The following is a 19442-nucleotide window of genomic DNA, read 5'->3' as shown; positions in this document are numbered from 1 at the left end:
GAGCGACCTCGACCGCATCCGTTCTTCGACTGCGTACGTCTCCGGTCGTCCGCGCGGTCAGTAGTTCCGGTACACCGTCTTCGTCGACGTGAAGAAGTCGAGCCCGGCGTCACCCTGCTCCCGGTACGTGTTGGTCGAGGAGTTCTTGTACCCGCCGAAGGGGACGTGGAGTTCGAGCCCGGTCGTCTTCTCGTTGACCTTCGCGACGCCCGCCTCGACGCCGTCGACGAACTCGTCGGCCTCGGTGAGGTCCTGCGTGACGATGCTCGCGGACAGCCCGTACTCAATGTCGTTCGCGACCGCCAGCGCCTCCTCGAAGTCCGCCACCTCGATGACAGACAGGACCGGTCCGAAGATCTCCTCCTGCGCGATCCGCATGTCGTTGTCGACGTCGGAGAACACCGCGGGCTCGACGTAGTAGCCGTCGCCGTACTCGCCGCCCGAGAGACGTTCGCCGCCGGTCTCGAGCGTCGCTCCCTCCTCCTGTCCGAGTTCGACGTACTCGAGGGTCGACTCGAGTTCGCTCTCGGAGACGTGCGGGCCCATATCGGGGTCGTCGAGCCCGGGCCCGATCGCGACGTCGTCCGCGTACGCGACCACCGCCTCGACGAACTCGTCGTAGACGTCCTCGTGGACGATCGCGCGGGAGGCGGCCGTACACGACTGGCCCGTCGTCCCGAACGCGCCGACGCCGAGGATCTCCGCGGCCTCGTCGATGTCGGCGCTCGGCATCACGACGGTCGGGTTTTTCCCGCCCATCTCGCACTGGACGCGCTTGAGATCGTTCGCGGCGCTCTGCGCGACGCTGGTCCCCACGGCGGTGCTGCCGGTGAACGAGACGCCGTCCACGTCGTCGTGCTCGGCCAGCGGCGTCCCCACGTCGCCGCCCGAGCCGGTCACCATGTTTGCGACCCCGTCCGGGAGCCCGGCCTCGTCGAGGCACTCGAAGAGGAGCGCCGTCATGCCCGGCGCGGCGGAGGCGGGCTTGATGACGGCCGTGTTCCCCGCGGCGAGCGCGGGGGCGAGCTTCCACGCCGGGATAGCGACCGGGTAGTTCCACGGCGTGATCAGCGCGACGGTCCCGAGCGGCTCGCGTTTGGTGTACAGATCCGTGTTCCGTCCGCTCGCGGATTTGCTGATCCCGCCGAGGTCGAGACACTTCTGGGCGTAGTAGGCGAAGATGTCGATCGCGCGCTGAACCTCGCCGGCCGCCTCGGAGCGCGTCTTCCCCTCCTCGCGGACGAGCCGCTCGGTCGCCGACTCCTTCCGCGATTCGAGGAGTTCGCTCGCGCGTTTGAGAACGTCGCCGCGGTCCGGACCCGGCGTGTCCGCCCATTCCTCTTGCGCGTCGACCGCGGCCGCGACCGCGACCTCGACATCGCCGGGCGCGGAGGCCTGAAACCGTCCGGTGATCGACGACGGCTCCGCCGGGTTCCGGACGGCGAACGTCTCACCCGTCTCAGAGACGGTCCACTCTCCATCGACGTAGTTCTCGCTGACTGTTGGCATCCGGCTCGGAATCGCCGCCGCTGATACAAATGCTTTGATAAAGCGGTCAGTCGGTCGCACTCGCGGGGCGGTCGCACCTGGCGCAGTCGTCGGCGTCGGTGTGGGCGTCAGAGTCGATGTCGGCGTCGGTATCGGCGTTTGAGTCGATGTCGGCGTCGGGTCAATCGGCGTGGACGAAGGTCACCGGACAGGGCGCCTCGAGGAGCAGCGTCTGCGACAGGCTCCCGAAGACGGCCTTGTCGGTCGGGGTCCGGCGGCTACCGCCGATAACGAACCGGTCGGCGTCGACGTCTCCGGCGAGTTCGAAGATCGCCTCGCTAGGGTCGCCGACCGCGCCGCGAACTTCGTACTCGACGCCGGCGTCGTCGAGGCGGTCCGTCACCGACTGGACGGTCTCGTGTTCGGCGACGACCTCGTCGACGGAGTGGTCGTCGTCGGGATACCGGTCGAGCAGGTCGTCGTACTCGTGCTGGGAGAGCACCTGCGGGTAGTTCCCGCCGCTTATCGCCGGTATCGTGGTCACGATGCCGTCGTCCTCGTCCGGAATGGCGTGTGCCACCACGACGGTGGCACCGATCGGTGCGGCGATCTCCAAGACGGCATCGGTGAGTCGATTGATCCGGTTCTCGTCCGAGTCGCTGACTGGCAACAGCACTGTCTCGATGGTCACGGAGGCATCTAAATTCACCAGACACAAGTAAATTTATATTTTCAGAACGGGTAATATGTAACAAATAGCCCCCACGAAGAGTCCCTCCGCCCAAACGGTACACGATGAAGTGGGCGACCGGTCGCCGGCGGTCACGTGGGCGATCGTGTCCGCAGATCAGTCGTCAGAGATCGACCTGTCCGGCGTCGGCGGCGCACCGGAGCGGCTGACGAACCACGTCGTCATGAGTACGCCCGCGACGATGAGCAGGAGGAAGCCGACGGTACGAAGCATCCCCACGCGTCCGAACGCGTCGACCAGCGGCATCGGAGCGAACGGCGAGAGGGCGAACCCGCCGTACATCATCATCGTCACACCGCTGAGTGCCCGCCCGCGGACCTCCTCCTGCACGATCGACGCGATCCAGTCGTTCACCGTCGGCAGGAGCAGTCCGAATCCCATTCCGCCGGCGACGATGATGCCGACCAGCACCAGCGGGAAGACCTCCACGGTGGTGAACAGCAGAAAGCCCGTCGCTGCCAGGGCGAACCCGATCGTGATGAGCGTGATATGCCGGAAGTGCTGTTTGATGCGGCCGTACATCGAGGCCATGACCACGCCGACGATCATGACGCTCGAGATGATTAGCCCGGTTTGAGAGTCGCTCACTCCGAGCGAGCCCTGAAGGTAGTACGGGACCTCGATCATGATGAGGTTGTTCGTCAGCATGCCGAACAGCACGAGGAAGTAGATCCCGGCGATGACCTTCACGGGCGACTCTCGCACGAGCTTCGCCACGGCCTCGAGCCGGCCGATCTCGTCGTCGCGCTGGGATTCCTTGACGTCCGGTTCGGGCAGGAGCCGGAGGATCGGCGGGACGAACAGCAGCGCCCCGGCGAAGACCAGGAAGATGTACCGCCAGCCGAGGGTCCCCGCGATGTAGCCGCCGAGGACCGCCGCGACGGCGCCACCGCCCGCCTGCACGGCCCCGTAGTACCCCATGACCGACTCGCGCCGCCCGCCCGAATAGTAGTCGGCGATGAGCGTCGGAACGGTCACCATGAGCGCGCCGACGGCGATGCCGTCGAGGATGCGGGTCGCGAGGATCAGGTAGATCGAATCGAGAAGGAACGCGATGCTCGTCCCGACCCCGTAGATGACGACCGCGGCGATCAGAATCGGCTTTCGGGCGTACTTGTCGAGCAGGTATCCCGTGAGGGGCGCGACGACGATCACGATCCACGCGGACGTCGTGCTGACCAGCTGTGCCAGCGTCTCGGAGTTCGGCACGTGCGAGAACGTCTGCTGGATCGCGGGAATAGTCGGGTTGATCAGCGCCCCCGAGAAGGAGGGGATGATCCCGATCAACACCAGCGTCAGGAGCTTCGACCACCTGAATGACTCAGAATAGCTTTCCGACATACTCACTCACCAGGGTTCGTCCAGGCGTCTGGACTGTGCGCAGTCTGTAGTCTACCGTCCATGGGATGGCGTTGCATACACACTCAATTATATACAAACATTATAAATATCTTTCCAAATGTGAGGTGTCGTCGCATCCGCAGATGGCGGCTCTTCGCTTTACCTCACCTCGTCGAGCGACACCCACAAACGGTCCTGACCCTTCCCTCACCGATCTCGTGAGACTTGGCCGAGCAGCTTCTCGCGTGGCTTTCGGAGAAATTCTGTCTGATGATATTGAACGACTGGTGTCCGTGGAAATAGTTGATTGTTAACTAGTAACGATGGCAGCGGGCCGTGTGGATAACAGCACGGTCCCGTCGAGAGGAAGCACCCGAATCGGCTACGGGGACAATCCGTTCGATACAATTGAACATCCGGGGAGAGCCCCTGTCGGATCCCTGAACCGGCGGACGAACTCAATATGCGGAAAAGCGGCGCTCACGCCCGTCTCAAGGCCTCAACGGCCTGAGAAGATGCGACCCACGAAGGCGGTCGGTACCGACTGAACCTACAGTTCCTCGAACACGACGGTCTCGCCCGTCACAATTGCACTAGCTACCAAGCCACGTACCCGTGTCAGCCTCGCAGTCGATCGGCGCCGCGAGGACGACGGTTATGAGGGCAGGTCCCGGTATCGGGTACATCGCGTACCGATCACCGTCGAGGTGCCCGATTCGAAGAACATCGCTATCTCGATCGCAGGGCCGAAACACCGGCTTGACGTCGACCGTATCGACGGCGAATTCACGCCCGAGAGACAGGGTGCCGCGAACGTGATCGAGACGGAGTCCCGCACTGCGGAGAATATGTGTTACAATAGTACGTATGTAATGCGTTGTTTCCTGCGTTCGAGATTGTTGAACAGACGACGGACAGTGTGGCTAACAGTAGGCGTTCCCGAAGTTAAGATATATTTATATTATGTTTAATTGGTTATTTCTTGAAAACCCATACTATATTATGTGTGTGTTATGTTAGCGGTTCTCAGTATCGGTACCGAGTCACTTCCGACGGAACGCCCGTGGCGTCGCTCTGTCTATTTGGGCGAGATTAGCATCGATACGCTGTTCTTCCACCGATATAGCGTCTCTAACTCGATCCGGTGGCTATTACGCCTCCGGTCCGAAAAAACTGCTCTACAGGGACCTTCGAAAAGCATCGAGGCCGCCGCTCGTCGCCAGTCCACCGGTCAGATATCGATCGTCGTCTCCCGATCACGAACTACCCGCCAGTTCCTCGAAACCGGACCCGAATCGAATTTCTCCCCATATCTCAAATATGTCAGGTACAGAAATTGTATTAGGAATGAATACTTCCGAGGATATCGGCGGAAGTGTTGCGATCGACCGCAGCGTCAACGCGAGAGTCTCAGTGGCCGCCGGAGACCAGATGGAGCCCGACGATTCCGAAGACGATCACGGAGATAAAGAGGAGGCGAGCGCCCGTCGCCGGTTCGTCGAACAAGAGAATTCCGAGCGACGCGGTTCCGACGGCGCCGATCCCGGTCCACACGGCGTATGCGGTCCCGATCGGGAGATCCTGTACCGCCTTCCCGAGCAACACCATGCTGATGACGAGCGCGGCGACCGTACCAGCCGTCGGTATCGGCTCTGAGAAGCCGTCGGAGTACTCTAGCCCGATGGCCCACGCGATTTCGAACAGGCCGGCGACGAACAGGATGAGCCACGACATCACGCCGAGTTCGTCGACGGCGTCGAGAAAGCTTTCGATGTGCCTCGCGACGACGGCGGCACACTCAAGATTCTCGCGCTCGTAGCCCGCAGTAGTGAGTCAGAGCCTCGGTACTGTGTTGTTCGGCGATCCGTTCGCCGTGATGAACACGATCGGATTAATCGCGTTCGCGCTCGTCGGATCGTCGAAGGCGATCCGCGAGGAGTTCGACCTGTTGGGGATCGTCATCGTCGGGCTGGCGATGGCGTTCGCCGGCGGGGCGACCCGCGATCTCCTCGTAGCGCGTGTCCCGCTCGCACTGCAGTCTCCGATCGAGATCGGGTTGGGGCTCCTCGGCGTCGCCTTGGCGCTCGGGCTGAACGTCGTGTTGTCCGCTCCGGAGACGCATCCGGTTACCCTCGTCGCGGACGCCATCGGGCTGGCAGCCTTCGCGACGGCCGGCGCGATCGTCGCGACCGAGGTCGGCGTGTCAGCGTTCGGCGTCGTGGCGATCGCGACGATCAACGCCGTCGGCGGCGGCGCGTTCGCGGACATTCTCCTCGACCGGGCCCCGTTCATCCTCTTCGAGGACTTCTACGCGAGCTGTGCGGTCCTCGGCGGCAGCGCGTACTGGACGGTGGAAACGCTCGGAGTGAGTGCCGGGACTGCCGCCGTTGCGTGCGCGATCGTGACGGTCGGGACCCGGCTGGCCGCGGTCACGTACGGCTGGAACCTCCCGACCGCACAGAACTTGGAACTGCAAAGAGAGTGACTCGGCTCCGTTGAACTCCCCGTAAGACCGACGAGCCGTCGCTGAACACCATCCGGGGCCGCCGGGCATCGAAAGCCGCAACCGGTCGATCGTTTCAAACGTGATCGGAAAGACATCAGCTACTACCACCCCACGGAGACAACGAAGCCGGGACAACCGAACTATTTCATCGAGGAGACGGCGAGAACGGTCCAGGTAGCGAACGTATCCACGGACCGATACCCGTACCTCCTAAGGAGCGGTACCGAGTTACGACACTCCCCTATCTGTCCTGGGCGAGCGGTTCGCGGTGGAGCACCTCGCTCTCGTTGAAGACGACGGCGGCTAGCCCCGGCTCCGCGTCGACCGTGACGCTCGTCTCGTCGCCGGCGGCCACCTCGTCGGTGTCGGAATCCCAGGGGCGCAATCCGTCGGTTTCGGGTTCAACGACCACGTCAACGTGTTCAGCGTCAAGTGCATCACCACCGACGTGGGAGAACGTCACGACACCGCCCTCGCCGTCGTCAGCCGATTCATACGCGACTTCGAACCTCGCCTGCGGGGGGATCACGTGCTCCGTCACAGTTCGGGTCTCATCGCCGGCAGTCCACTCGACAGCAACCTCTGTGCCGGCGGACAGGTTGCCGAGCGACAGCGTCTCCCCACCAGTCAGTCGGTCCGTCTCATCGGCGGGTTGCTCTGGCGCGGGTTCACCGTCGATCAGAACCGCAAAGGCATCGGCGTTGCGGCGGACCTCGCCGACGTAACGGAGCGTCGTCTCCGACCCGTCGCTATCTCCCTCTCCGTCATCAACCACGAATCCGCGGCGAGGTGCCGCCGAGAAGTGGCCGACGGAGCTGGTCGCCGACCCGTTCTCGAACTCGGTGTGGACGCTGACGACCACGGTGTCGTCGAGCCCGACGTCGTCGACCGTGATCGTGTCCCCTTCCGTTAGTTCGTCGTACTCAGCCGCAAACGCCGACTCCTGATCTCGTTCTCGATCCGGCGGTCTCCCAGCACCGTGCACCGACACGCGCAGCCGCTCGGGATCGACGGGCCGTTCGCCGACGTACTCGACCGTCATGGCCTCGGTGTCAGCATCGTAGGTCGCCGCGACTGCGTCGCGTGCCGTGGTTGTGCCGCCAAGATGGTGTTCGCGATCGCCGCCGGTCCACACGAGTCGCACCCGCGAGAGCGGCGGCACTGGAGCGCTGAACGAGTCATCGGGACCGAACTCGTCGAGTTTGTCCGCCGGCTGGACATCGGTCGGGGTGCGACCGGCTTGGAGCTCCAACTCCGACGCGGGAAGCGTCCGGCCGCTTCGGTGCTGGACCGTAATCTCGCCGGCCTCCGGGTCGTACTCTATCGATGCGCGCGTGTTTGGCACGACCTCGTGTTCGGCAATGACAACCGGCTCGTCCGGCTCGTGCCACTCGACCGCGACCGTTCTCCCCAGCGGAAGCTCCCCGAGAACCAGCTCCTCGCCGCCTGAGAGCGTGTCGTACTCGTCGGCGAACTGCACGTCGGTCGGCTCTCCGTCGAGAAGGGTCACGAACGCGTCAGCAGGACGAGACTCCTCACCGTCGTACCTGATCGTGGTCCCGTCCTCGGCATGCGAGTGGATCCAAACGCGCGGGGGGCGGGCACGGTAATGGACGAGCGAGCCGCCGCCCATCGGCGTCTCAACGTCAAACTCTAACTGTACACTGTCACCGATCGACACGTCCGTGACGGTAACTGCGTCGCCGGGTTCGAGCGTTCCGTCGGTGAATTCGTCGCCAACTGTTTGGACGCCCCCCTCGCCGCGGTGGACCAACCGAAGGCTGCTTGCGTCGGCGGGGCGCTCGGCCTCGTAGGTGAGTTCCAACGTCTCGGCACTCATGTCGTACTCGACGGCAAACGCCTCGCGGTCGACCTGTTCGCGAGCGTACGTGTCGTAGACATTCGCGTCCGGGTCAAACCACCGCACCATGACGGTCCCGATCAGGCCAGTCTCGACGGTGAACGCATCGCCTGCCGTGAATTCCTCGCCGTCAAGGACCGTGTCGCTCACCACCTCGCCGTCGTGCCACACCTCCAGCTCGTCGGCCGGCACCGCCTCGCCTTCAACATGCTCGAACGTCACGGTGCCGGCGGCGCGGTCAAATTGCGACCGGACGCGGGCGTCCGGCGACGCCTTACGGTCGATTTCCGGCGGGGCCTCGACGACGGCGTCGACGAGCACGACGCCGTCAGTACGGGTGATGTCCATCTCGACCGGGACGGCGGGATCGACGGTACGCACGAGCCGCCTCGCAGTCTCGTCGTTGAGCCGATCGGTATCAGCAGCCGGACGGATCACATATGCGTTCTCCACCGTTCCGTCGATGTCCCTGAGATCCGTGAGGTCGGTCTCGAAGCCGGCGGCGAAGGCGTCCACGTTGTCAGGGACCGCGAGCGGAGACGGACCGCCAGTGGCGTCCGGAACCAAAAGCACTGTTTCGAATCCACCGAGCCGAGGGAGGGCAGCCGTGCCTAGCGGCGATTCCGCAAGGCGGTCGGCCTCGTCAGCGGCTGCGCGGCCGGCGGCGAGAGCGGCTTCGATCCGCCGCTCGCTCGTGTCATCTGCCGACGAGTCCGAACGACCGCGAGGGCTCGGGGAGTACCCGCTATCGGTCGCGGCGGCCGCCACGCCGTCACCGGTGACGAACGCGGTCTCATCGTTATCGGTGAGTCGCCAGCCGGCAGGGAGTTCGTCGGTCGTTTCGACCTCAGCGGGGGCGTCGTCGTTCGACTCACCGCCTCCCTCGCCGACTGCGATCGTCTCTCCGTGGTCGAGTCGATCAAAATCGCCAGCGGCCGTCACTAGCTGGATCCCGCGTTCGGACGGCGTGACCGCGACGGTCGCAGCCAACTCGCCGGCGTCGACGTCGAACCGCTCGGTCGCGGAACGGGCGCGGTAGCTCAGGTCCTCTTCCGTGTCGGCGTCGACGCGCTCCGCAATGACCATCGCGTACGTCGTTGACAGCGCGTCGCCCGCCGGAACAGGGAGGAATGCGTCGGCGAATGGGGCCGAAATATCGACGTCAAGATCAGTCAGTTGGTCAGAACCATGCACGTCGGTTTCAGGGGTGAGAACACCTGTTAACGCTGCGAGCGTCAGGGCACTTCCTCCGAGGAAGCGCCGGCGGGAGGGCCGTACCATACGCAAACATACTGACACCGCATATAAAAAAAACGGTCGATAAATCAAATCAGCGTTGTAGTCTCTGCGTGTGGGTGGCTCCGGGGATGCTACTGTGGCCATTAGCGAGCGATAATTGTAAACCACAGTATCCCAACACATCGAAACCACACTATTCCAACCCACCAGTGCGGTGCCGTGGAAGTCTTCGCCCCTCAGAGTGGAGCAGATGTCCAGACTTGTTGCTCGACAGGGAGCCGACATTGAAAAAGTCGTGAACGCTTCGTGTCGGTCGCAATTTAACAGATCTCACCGCGAACGCACGACCACTCTGCTCGCCCACAGCTGACGCCGGTTGTTGACGCCTCACTACGGTCGCTTTAGTCGTGATGGGGGCACAATCAATACTTGAATCGCTTCTGGGACCTTCGAGCGTGGCGGGACTTGAGTGACGGTGATAGAAATGATAGTTAATTAACAAAATACGATTACCGGGAATACTCTTCCCAAATGCGACCGGACGACCGAATATGGTCTCCGTGGTCAGGCGGTACTACGCGTACCGCGCGACGCTCACAAACGGGTTCTACCTCCCCGTCTCTGTTATTTACATGGAGACACGAGGGCTGGGGTTGGCAGAGATCGGGTTCGTGCAGGGGGTTTTCCTGTTTGGGATGGTCGCTGCCGAACTCCCAACAGGGTATCTCGCCGACTATCTGGGTCGGCGACGGACACTCGCCCTGGGGAACGCGGTCACCGCGTCGGTGATGACGGCGTTCGTGTTCGCAGCCACGGTCACGCACTTTACGGCGATCTACCTGCTGTGGGCGGTGGCGTGGACGCTCCGGAGCGGCACCAGCGATGCGTGGCTGTACGAACTACTGGAGAGAGAGGGACTCGACGGCGAGTTCGCACGCCTGAGCGGCCGGGCGGAGTCGGTCCTCCTCGTGGTGTCGGCCGTGTCGGCGCTCGTCGCCGGTGTGCTGTACACAGTCGACCCCGTGTTTCCGTTTACCGCGAACGCTGCCGTCGCCGCCGTAGGACTCCCCATCCTCTTTACACTGCCCCAGACCCAGAACGCCGAGAATGACGAGCCACCGATGACGCTTCGGCGGGCCGCCTCGCTGCTCCGGGGGCAATTCAGCCGCCCCTCCATCGGCTGGCTTGTCGTCTACGCCGCGCTGTTCAACGTCGTGTTCTCGGTGACGCGAGTGTTCGAACAGCCAGCGCTCCGTGAGATCGGTGTCCCCGTCGCCGGCCTCGGTGTGCTCTACGCAGGGTTCAAACTCGTTTCCGCGGTTGCCACCAGCGCTGCGGGACCGGTTCAGGACCGTATCGGAACGCGGGGCGTGATGCTCTCACTGGTCCCAATCTTCGGCGTTCTGTACGCGAGTTTCGCCGTCGTCCCGCTGTTGCTCATCCCAGCCGTGTTCGTCCGTCGTGCCGTCTCGCAACTCGTGCGGCCGGTCCGCAACGAGTACATCAACGATCGACTGGAGAACGTCGGCCGGGCGACAGTGCTGTCTGGCGTCTCGATGGTACTCTCGCTTGCCTCCGGGACCGCGAACGTCCTGGGCGGCCCGGTCGCCGAGGAGATCGGTCCAGTCGTGTTTCTCGCGGCAACTGGTGTCGCCGTCTCCATCGCCGCAGGCGTACTCTGGCTACTCACGTCGCCGATTCGTGACGACAGTTCGCAAGGAACCGATAACACTCGAACCATACAAGTTAATTAGTAGTTCGGGCAAACATGACATTCAGATTATACTGGGAGACGCGGTAGACAAATTCTGCGTTCCTATGAGAGTGAACTACCCTACCCTACTCGCTCACGGCTGACGCCGTTCGCTCCTTGAGGGTAGGGCTTCCTGCTTCCACGACGCGCTTTGCAGACACCGAGTCGGTGTCCACAGGGAGCGCAGTCTCCACAGGCGTTCCTTCGGAGTGTCCCACTCCTACGTCCTTGAGGCCGCGAGAACGGATGTTCCACGCCGCGTTCGCGTCCCTGTCCGCCTCAAACCCGCAGGCAGGACAGGAATGTTCACGGACCCACAGCGGCTTGTCGGTCGAAACGCCGCACGACGCGCACTCCTTGGTCGTCCCTCTCGGATTCACGGCGACGAAGTGCGTTCCTTCACGCTCGCACTTGTATTCGAGCAACGAGAGGAACGTTCGCCACGCCGCCGACGCCGTGTTGCGGCTGTTCGACGGTAATTCGAGCATCCCTTTCACGTTCAGGTCTTCGACCGCCACGAGGTCGTACTCCCGAGCGTAGTAGTTCGAGAGCTTGTGTAGGAAGTCGCGGCGCTTCCGTCGGAGATCGGCGTGACACTCAGCGACCCGCCGCCGTTGCTTCTCCCAATTGTTCGACCCGTGTTCCTTCCGTGAGAGGGACCGCTGTTCGCGTTCCAGACGGTCCCGTTCGTCCGAGAGGTCGAGCGACCCGACGGCGGTCCCGTCGGTGTCGTGGGCGTACTTGAGAATCCCCACGTCAATGCCGACGCACCGCTCGGGATTCTCAGGCGGTTCGGGCGGTTCACGGTCCATTTGGACGCCGAAGGTGGCAAACCACTCGCCCGTCGGTTCCTTCTTGACCGTGACCTGTTTGAGGTTCGCGTCGTCCGGGATGGCGCGGTGAAGCCGAATCGGTATGTCCGCGAGTTTCGAGAGTGACAGCACAGTCTGACCGCCCTTCTTGTCGAGCTTGAAGCCGGACTGACTGTACGTGAAACTGCGGAACTCCCGTGGCGGCTTCCACTTGAGTTGACCGACGCCGTAGCCGTTCTCCTTGAGCGCGGAGAGTCCTTTGAGGTTGTCGAACAGGCGTTCCACGACGGTTTGGAGAACCTTCGAGTACACGTCGGAGAGGCCATCCCACCACTGCTTGAGGTCGGGGAGTTCCGACCGAAGCGTGGTCATGGACGGGAGTTCGCCGTGTTCGTCTTGGTACTCGTTGAGGCGGTAGAGCGTGTGGTTGTACAGTTGCCGACAAATATCGCGGTGGCGGTCCAACTCCTTGCGGTGGGCGTCGGACGGCTTGAGGCGGTACTTGTAGGCGTAGTACATCAGCTCTCCCGCTGGTCTTCGACGTACTGTTTCAGCACATCCAGCGACACCTGCCCCGTCGAAATGAGGCAGTACGAGTCGTTCCAGAACGAGTCGCCCCATAGTTCGGTTTTCAGTTCATCCTCGTACTCGTTACGGATACGGCGGGCGGTCGCACCCTTGACCGTGTTGATGAACTTCACGAGGTCTGTGGTTGGTTTCGCTCGGAACAGGATGTGTACGTGGTCGTCCTCTCCGTCGAGGTTCGTCAGTTCGACGCCGTACTTATCCGTGAACCCCCTGATAATCCCGCGAATGAATTGGGTTCGCTCCTCGGTTAGCACTCCGCGCCGATACTTCGTAGTGAGTATCAGGTGGTAGTGCAGGGAGTACGTCGAATGCGCTCCCGAATCGAGGTCGTACTCCATTGGGTTCGTACTGTTGTACGGTATCCCAATAAAAAACGTTGCGACTACGTGGGTCTGTGGGCCTGTAACCGTATCGCTGTATGAACAGATGATGACGGCGCTGTATCCCCACCCTACTCCGCTCCCTTCGATCGCTCCGTTGAGGGTGGGGGCTTAGCGCCTATATCCAGCTAAGCCGGTGGGTGTGTTCCAAGTTATTCAAAGTGGTTTATAACCGATGTGATTAAGACGCACCAGACATCATCTAATTCAAAATGAGAATCCGAGATCTGCCTTCGGAAGCGCCGGGACACTACCGGGAGTCACATCCACGTCCCTACTACATTCCAGAGAAGTTGCCCGTCTCAGCTCCAATCGAGATCGATGACGATCTCACAGCGACGATATCGGACGCAACGTTTCAGCTCGGCCGCATCGATGGAATCAGTCCAACAGTCGATTTCTCGCCGGTGTTGTACACGTCGCTTCTCAGAATCGAAGCTGTCGAAACTGCCGAAATTGAAGGCGCAGACGTCGATATGGATGAGGTGTATGCGTATCACACGCGGGGGAAGTCCGACGGCACCGGGAGTGTGAGTCGTGACTTACAAGAAGTTCTCAACGCCGAACAAGCACTCAAAGACGGATTTGATGCGATCAAAAGCGGGGAGTCGATCTCGTTAGCGCTACTCAGATCCCTACACGAAACACTTCTCGAAGGAGTTCGGAACGAAGGTGAACTTATCGGAGAGTGGCGAGATAGCGACGTTCACATACCAGCACCACGTCGAAGTCAGTCGCCGTTCGTTCCGCCGCCACCAAGTAACGTCCCAGAATTAATGGACTCTCTGGAGGCGTACATTCAGATGGGGGGTGAGTATCACCCGTTGGTCGATCTGGCGATCACTCACTACCAGTTCGAGACAATTCACCCCTGTTCGGACGGTAACGGCCGTCTCGGACGCATCTTGATCGTGTTACAACTCCTCAAGGCCGGCTATCTGTCCGATCCGTACCTCTATCCGAGTGCCTATTTCAATCGGAACAAGCAAGAGTACGTTGAAAAGATGCGTGCGGTCAGCGAAGAGGGCAACTGGCGTGACTGGATTGCGTTCTTTATCGAGGGTATCGAAGAACAAGCCCGAGATTCCTACGAGCGGACGTTCGAGCTGATCGAACTTCGCCGAGAGTACGAAGAACAGTATCAGAGTCAAAAGACGAGTCACAAGCTCGCGCGCAATCTATTCGAGCTTCCCTACTTCACTGCGAACGATATCACGCAGCGATTCAATGTGAGCCGACAGACCGCCTACAACGCGATCGAAGAAGTCGAAGCAGATGGCCTCGTTGTCGAGGTGACTGGCCAACAGCGCAACCGAGAGTACAGAGCGGTCGATATCTTCGATATCCTAGAGCGCGCTCCACACCGGTGACCTGGTTTCCGGATGTTTCCGGAAGCAACGTGCTTCCACGATCAGAATCGGGAGACAGCGACACAATGGCAGAAGAGATTCAATGGCGCTTTCCGGAACTAGTATCGTGTCAAGTTGCGCATGGTTCCACCAGACGGCGTGGCTTGTAACCACGTTTCCGCAGTCGGTTGATCGACGTGGCTGAAACATATTGAAAACGAAGAGGTTTGTCGTTCTACTTCTTTAAAGATACGTTCAATAGAATTTCTGAAACCGTGTTGTTCGACGCGATGGCTGTAGTTTTCGCGGCGGAGACCGCCGATCAGATCGTCTGCGTCATCGACGAGAACGGAGCGTCTTCACCATCGTATTTCTCAGCTAATTCAGTGAGCAACCCTCGTGCGATCGGGATCGTATACGTCGGAAACAGCCGCGAATGAAGGATTCTGTTCGTCTGCGGATCGACGGCGGCGTACAGCCAGTACTGCTCATCGTGGATCCGGATCGGTTTCTGATCGACCGCGATCCGATCCGGGCTCTCACCGTCAGCTGGCTGTAGATCGGCTTTCTGAACCCAGTTGTGAATAGCGACATGACTCCGATCGATCCCGTATTTGTCGATATATTTACTTACCTCACGTAATGACACATGATAATTGACATCAGAGTCCTACTTCAATCGCCCAGCGCGGAGTTCGATCTCGCTCCACAAACGACAAGTGGATTCGAGAGGTCCGCTGAGGCGGTCGAATTCTGCCATAGACACTCAGAGCTCGTCCGCCTCAGTCTCTCACGTAACGTGACAAGCAGGAGACGCGTGGAACGTATGCGTCTTGAAACCGCAGGGCCGAACAGACACTCGGCCTGAACTCCCGTGGCGGGATTCCCGCGTCCTCAGGTGCGGGGAGAGATGCTCCAGGGATCTCGTTGCGGACGCGACGACGGCACGCGGATTTCCCGAACTCGTGAGTGCGTTTGGTGGACGGCCGTGCGTCTTATCGGCACGCACAGCTCTGCGTGGGATGGCTCCGACGCCGGCGCTGCACCCGACCGCCCACTCTCGTTACTCTCAGGGGATTACTCCGATTGTTCAACCGACAGGTTTCTTAAGCCCCCGTCGCGTAGCGCGTGGTAGGTGCACTCAATGCCCAAAGACATACTGCTCATCACCGGGGACTTCGGCGAGGACTACGACGTTATGGTACCGTACCAGGGCCTAGAGATGGTCGGCCACAACGTCGACGTGGTCTGTCCGGACAAGGAGGCGGGCGATCGGATCAAGACCTCGATCCACGATTTCCGCGGCGACCAGACGTACATGGAGGATCGGGGACACGACTTCGAGTTGAACGCGACGCTCGCTGATGCCGACCTCGACGAGTACGACGCGTTATACCTGCCGGGTGGGCGAGCACCCGAGTACCTCCGAACGTACGACGAAGTCCTCGATACCGTTCGGCACTTCTTCGACACGAACAAGCCGGTCGGGGCGCTATGTCACGGTCAGCACATCCTCAACGCCGCCGACGTCGTCGACGGGTACGAGATGACGTCGTATCACGCACTGCGCTCCGAGTGTGAGGCCGCGGGATGTGCCGCCTGGGTGGACGAGGTCACCCGCGACGGCAACCTCGTGACGGCCCAGGGGTGGGACGACCATCCGGAGATCCTGTCGATCTTCCTCGAGATGCTCGGGACCGAGGTCCGACACGAGGAGGAGGTCGCGCCCGCAGACGACTGATCGCTCAGATGCTGCACGGGAGATCGTGTCGGCGCTTCACGGGAGCGTTGCGACGACGCGCCCCCGATACCGTCGTTTCTACTACGGGGACGGATCGGCAAACGCCGATCGGAGGTGGTCGCCGATCTTGTTCAGTGCCTCGAAGCCACGAGAGAGGCCTTCACCGTAGGCTCTCCCGGAGAAACCGTGAATCATGTCCGGATAGTTGTGGAGGTGGACTGCCACGCCCTCGTCCTCGAGCCGGTTCGCATAGGCGATTCCCTCGTCGCGTAGCGGGTCGAATCCGGCGGTGATCACCGTCGCAGGGGGGAGGTCGCTGAGCGAGTTAGCCTGCAGCGGTGCGGCGTGGGGATTCGTGTCGTGCAGTTCCGTCTGCAGATACCACCGCCAGAACCAGATCATCTTCTCGCGCGTGAGCAGATAGCCAGTCGCGTTCTCGGAATAGGAGTTGGTGTCGAACGAGCGGTCAGTGATGGGCACGTCGAGGACCTGATGGACGAGCGACGGACCGCCCCGGTCTCGCGCCAGCAGCGCGACCGCCGTGGCGAGGTTCCCTCCCGCGGATCGCCCGCCGACGGCGATCCGGTCCGGATCCACGCCGAACGTCCCGGGATTGGAAGCGACGTACTTCGTCGCAGCGTAACAGTCCTCCAATCCGGCGGGGAAGGGGTGTTCGGGCGCGAGGCGGTACCCGACGGACACGACGACGCACGGAACGTCGTTGGCGAGGTGTCGGAGCGTCCCCTCCGGGGAGTCGAGACCGCCGAGCACCCAGCCGCCGCCGTGGAAGTACACCAGACACGGTGCCGCCTCCCCCCCACCGTCCGGGACGTACACGCGGACCGGGACATCTCGTCCCGGTCCGGGAACGGCGAACTCGGCTACGTGGTCCACCGTGGGCAGATTCTCCGTCTCCTCGGACAGCACCGATCGAAGCGCTCGCACCACTTTGATCCTCGCCCTGGAGCGGAGCATCCGATCGTCGTCGACCGCAGTCGCGTTCCACAGCAGTCGTCCGAGTGGTGTGGGATTCAATGACGGGGCTAGCTCGGGGTTCGGCTCCTCCGCGCGCAGGTATGCCATGGTGAATCAGATGGACCGACGGATGATCTCTTCGAGGTCCGTCTTCGTTACGCGGCGCGGGTTACCGGCAAGGAGCCGTTCGAGCGTACTGGCGCGTTCGGCGATGTGAACGACATCGTCCTCTTCGATGCCCAGCGTCGAGAGGCCGCCGTCGATACCGACGTCGCTGGCGAGCCGCTCGACTGCGACCGCGGCGTCTTCGGCCGCGTCGCCCGGGCTCGCCCGAGACGTGTCCTCTCCGAGCAACTCGGCAACTTCGGCATACCGATCGAACGCACTCGCGGCGTTGTGTCTGATCACCTGAGGCAGCGTGAGCGCGATCGTGACCCCGTGAGGGGTGTGGTGAATCGCACCGGCGGCCATCGCGATGGCGTGTGTCGCACCGAGGCCCGCGTTGGTGAACGAGATTCCCGCCATCAGGCTTCCAAGCGCCATGTTTCGCCTCGCCTCTAGGTCCTGGCCGTTGTTCACGGCGTCACGAAGCCCCGAGCCGACGTGTTCGATCGCCGAACGAGCGAACTGGTCGGTGAGAACCGACCTCCCGTTGTAATCCGGGCGGTCGGACCTGCTCGCTGGCGCCGGCTTGGCGTCGTACCGCCGAGTGACGTAGGCCTCGATCGCGTGGCAAAGAGCGTCCATTCCCGAGGAGGCAGTCGGCCCCGGCGGCAGCGACACGGTCAGTCCGGGATCGACCAGTGCGACGTTCGGTCGCTGGTACCCACTGGAGATGCCGACTTTGAGGTCCTCGTCGGGAAGGGAGATGACGGTCACGGGCGACGTCTCCGAACCGGTTCCGGCGGTCGTCGGCAGACACGCCGTGGGGACGCCGGGTCCGGGGACGTCCTCGCCGCGGCCCGTCGGCGCTGCGACGTAATCGAGGATGTCGCCGCCGTGCTCGTGGACGATACTGGTCGTCTTCGCGACGTCCATCGAGCTTCCGCCTCCGATACCGACCACGAAGTCCGGGTCCACCTCCGTTGCTACCTCTCGGGCCTCCTCGAACGTCGAAAGCGCCGGATCCGGTTCCACGCCGTCGTAGACCGTGTACTCTCCGGACTCGATGGGACCGATCACCTCGTCAACGATCCCCGCCTCGGCCACGCCTTCGTCCGTCACGACGAGTACGTTCGTCGCCTCGTACTCTTGGACCACGGCTTCAAGTTCCTCGGCGGCACCAAGGCCGAACGTAATGTTTCCCGTCGTACTGAACTCCCAGACTGATTCGGGTTCGTACACCATTCTGCGTGGTATTGACAACCTTGGCCGGGGGGTAATACTTTTCCCCCGCGCAGGTCGGCCGGTCGAAGCCCGTCTGCGACGAAGCCGAACATTCGCGGAGTTCCGACGCAGTCACCAGTCGATAGCCGACGGGCCGCTCTCTCGACGGCTGCGACCATCTGCCAACGCGTCTCTCGTAGAGTACCTCCGCGACGCTGTTGACACCGATGTCGATCGATTCAGCGGATCGACTCAGAGACGTGATGCTCGCCGGGGGGTCGCTGCCGCGGCTGCACGGGCTCCCTCGGACCGGGTCAAACCCGTCGCGAAGCCTGCCCTGGGCGAAGTTCCACCCGCTCAGCCACGGAGCAGACGATCGAGCACCAACTGAAAAGATGCTAACTGGAGAGTGCCAAAAATTATAAATAACCATCGATTGATATCCACTTGCATACTTGGTGGGGGGTGGAAGCCACACAAGAGTATGCGAGAATGCCCATCTCGGGTAGGTAACAGACATGTCTAAGCAACCACNCTTGCATACTTGGTGGGGGGTGGAAGCCACACAAGAGTATGCGAGAATGCCCATCTCGGGTAGGTAACAGACATGTCTAAGCAACCACTTGACGGTTTGAAAGACGCGGATCGGCGTACTGTACTCAAATATATCGGGGGCACCGGTGCTGTCGCTGCCGGCACCGGCCTCGGTGTCACGGCTTTAACTGGCTCTGCCGCTGCCGCCACGGTCGACATTTCGTCAGCCAATCCTGATACACTCGAAAGCGATGACGGCGAGGTCGACGAAGTGTTCATCAACCCCTCGCTGTCCGTCACCTGGGACGGGATGGACGACGTCGTCGGAAAGGTTCGCGTCCTTATCGAAGCTGCCACCGGCGAGATCGACCTCGACCCGCCGGAGATCGAATCGCTCGAGTATATGCCCGTCTTCCGCGCGACGGGCTACGCAAACGGCACCTCCAACGAGACNATCGACCTCGACCCGCCGGAGATCGAATCGCTCGAGTATATGCCCGTCTTCCGCGCGACGGGCTACGCAAACGGCACCTCCAACGAGACGGAGGACGAGACCGGACCCGGAACCAACGGCGAGTTCCACATCGACTGGTTCGACGGCGACGAGCAGATCTCGGTCTACGACGACGATGGCGCGCCCGATTACGAAGCCGGCGCGTACAACTGCGGCGCGACCATGGACTCGTACCTCGACGGCACGCTGATGGGCGATCCGATTGACGCCCAGAACGGGTATTACGGCGCTGCGGGCACCACCGACGCGTTCGAAGAGGAAACTGACACGGGGACGAACACGAC

At 62.0% G+C, this 19442-nt stretch carries 13 protein-coding genes and 1 pseudogene; 4 read left to right on the top strand and 10 right to left on the bottom strand.

Features of this window, described 5'->3' with window-relative positions; translation table 11 throughout:
* Window positions 1-57: 57 nt before the first annotated feature.
* From xacF to C471_RS08695, 4 genes are all read right to left on the bottom strand, one after another.
* The gene (xacF, locus tag C471_RS08710) at window positions 58-1509 is read right to left on the bottom strand and encodes a 2,5-dioxovalerate dehydrogenase (protein ID WP_004048293.1); all 1452 of its coding nucleotides are present in this window, start codon (window positions 1507-1509) and stop codon (window positions 58-60) included.
* Window positions 1510-1669: 160 nt separating this feature from the next.
* Window positions 1670-2179, bottom strand: a complete 510-nt coding sequence (locus tag C471_RS08705; protein WP_049909162.1) for a universal stress protein — start codon at window positions 2177-2179, stop codon at window positions 1670-1672.
* Between the two features lie 156 nt (window positions 2180-2335).
* A complete protein-coding gene (locus tag C471_RS08700; protein ID WP_004048290.1) occupies window positions 2336-3580 on the bottom strand; it encodes an MFS transporter in 1245 nt (414 codons plus the stop codon).
* Window positions 3581-4990: 1410 nt separating this feature from the next.
* Window positions 4991-5314 (bottom strand): DMT family transporter, encoded by a 324-nt coding sequence (locus C471_RS08695; protein ID WP_004048281.1) that lies wholly within the window; start codon window positions 5312-5314, stop codon window positions 4991-4993.
* A gap of 142 nt (window positions 5315-5456) precedes the next feature.
* Here C471_RS08695 and C471_RS08690 point away from each other — a divergent pair, with 142 nt between their 5' ends.
* Window positions 5457-6065, top strand: coding sequence for a trimeric intracellular cation channel family protein (locus C471_RS08690; RefSeq protein WP_394295188.1), 609 nt, complete (start codon window positions 5457-5459; stop codon window positions 6063-6065).
* A gap of 262 nt (window positions 6066-6327) precedes the next feature.
* Here C471_RS08690 and C471_RS08685 read toward each other — a convergent pair whose 3' ends face one another.
* Window positions 6328-9033 (bottom strand): hypothetical protein, encoded by a 2706-nt coding sequence (locus C471_RS08685; RefSeq protein WP_004048277.1) that lies wholly within the window; start codon window positions 9031-9033, stop codon window positions 6328-6330.
* A 704-nt stretch (window positions 9034-9737) separates the two neighbouring features.
* Between C471_RS08685 and C471_RS08680 the strand changes: the two genes are divergently transcribed.
* Window positions 9738-10940 carry an MFS transporter gene (locus tag C471_RS08680; protein WP_004048275.1) on the top strand — a complete coding sequence of 401 codons (1203 nt, stop codon included), beginning with the start codon at window positions 9738-9740 and terminating at the stop codon, window positions 10938-10940.
* Window positions 10941-11025: 85 nt separating this feature from the next.
* Here C471_RS08680 and C471_RS08675 read toward each other — a convergent pair whose 3' ends face one another.
* The gene (locus C471_RS08675; protein WP_004048273.1) at window positions 11026-12270 is read right to left on the bottom strand and encodes an RNA-guided endonuclease InsQ/TnpB family protein; all 1245 of its coding nucleotides are present in this window, start codon (window positions 12268-12270) and stop codon (window positions 11026-11028) included.
* The gene (gene tnpA / locus C471_RS08670; protein WP_004048271.1) at window positions 12270-12677 is read right to left on the bottom strand and encodes an IS200/IS605 family transposase; all 408 of its coding nucleotides are present in this window, start codon (window positions 12675-12677) and stop codon (window positions 12270-12272) included. The genes C471_RS08675 and tnpA overlap by 1 nt, the downstream gene beginning before the upstream one ends.
* Before the next feature lie 254 nt (window positions 12678-12931).
* Between tnpA and C471_RS08665 the strand changes: the two genes are divergently transcribed.
* Window positions 12932-14089, top strand: coding sequence for a Fic family protein (locus C471_RS08665; RefSeq protein WP_049909159.1), 1158 nt, complete (start codon window positions 12932-12934; stop codon window positions 14087-14089).
* A 98-nt stretch (window positions 14090-14187) separates the two neighbouring features.
* Here C471_RS08665 and C471_RS08660 read toward each other — a convergent pair.
* Window positions 14188-14828 (bottom strand): annotated as a pseudogene (locus C471_RS08660) (IS6 family transposase).
* Window positions 14829-15212: 384 nt separating this feature from the next.
* Here C471_RS08660 and C471_RS08655 point away from each other — a divergent pair.
* Window positions 15213-15809, top strand: coding sequence for a DJ-1/PfpI family protein (locus C471_RS08655; RefSeq protein WP_004048267.1), 597 nt, complete (start codon window positions 15213-15215; stop codon window positions 15807-15809).
* Window positions 15810-15890: 81 nt separating this feature from the next.
* On the opposite strand, the gene C471_RS08650 is transcribed toward C471_RS08655, so the two are convergent.
* Together C471_RS08650 and C471_RS08645 are read right to left on the bottom strand one after the other, a co-directional pair.
* Window positions 15891-16892: an alpha/beta hydrolase gene (locus C471_RS08650; RefSeq protein ID WP_239638635.1), complete on the bottom strand. Its 1002-nt coding sequence runs from the start codon at window positions 16890-16892 to the stop codon at window positions 15891-15893.
* A 6-nt stretch (window positions 16893-16898) separates the two neighbouring features.
* A complete protein-coding gene (locus C471_RS08645) occupies window positions 16899-18131 on the bottom strand; it encodes a hydroxyacid-oxoacid transhydrogenase (protein WP_004048263.1) in 1233 nt (410 codons plus the stop codon).
* Between the last annotated feature and the right edge of the window lie 1311 nt (window positions 18132-19442).

Origin of the sequence: Halorubrum saccharovorum DSM 1137 (assembly GCF_000337915.1) — an archaeon.
GTDB lineage: Archaea > Halobacteriota > Halobacteria > Halobacteriales > Haloferacaceae > Halorubrum > Halorubrum saccharovorum.
This window is presented reverse-complemented; position numbering and strand designations above follow the sequence as displayed.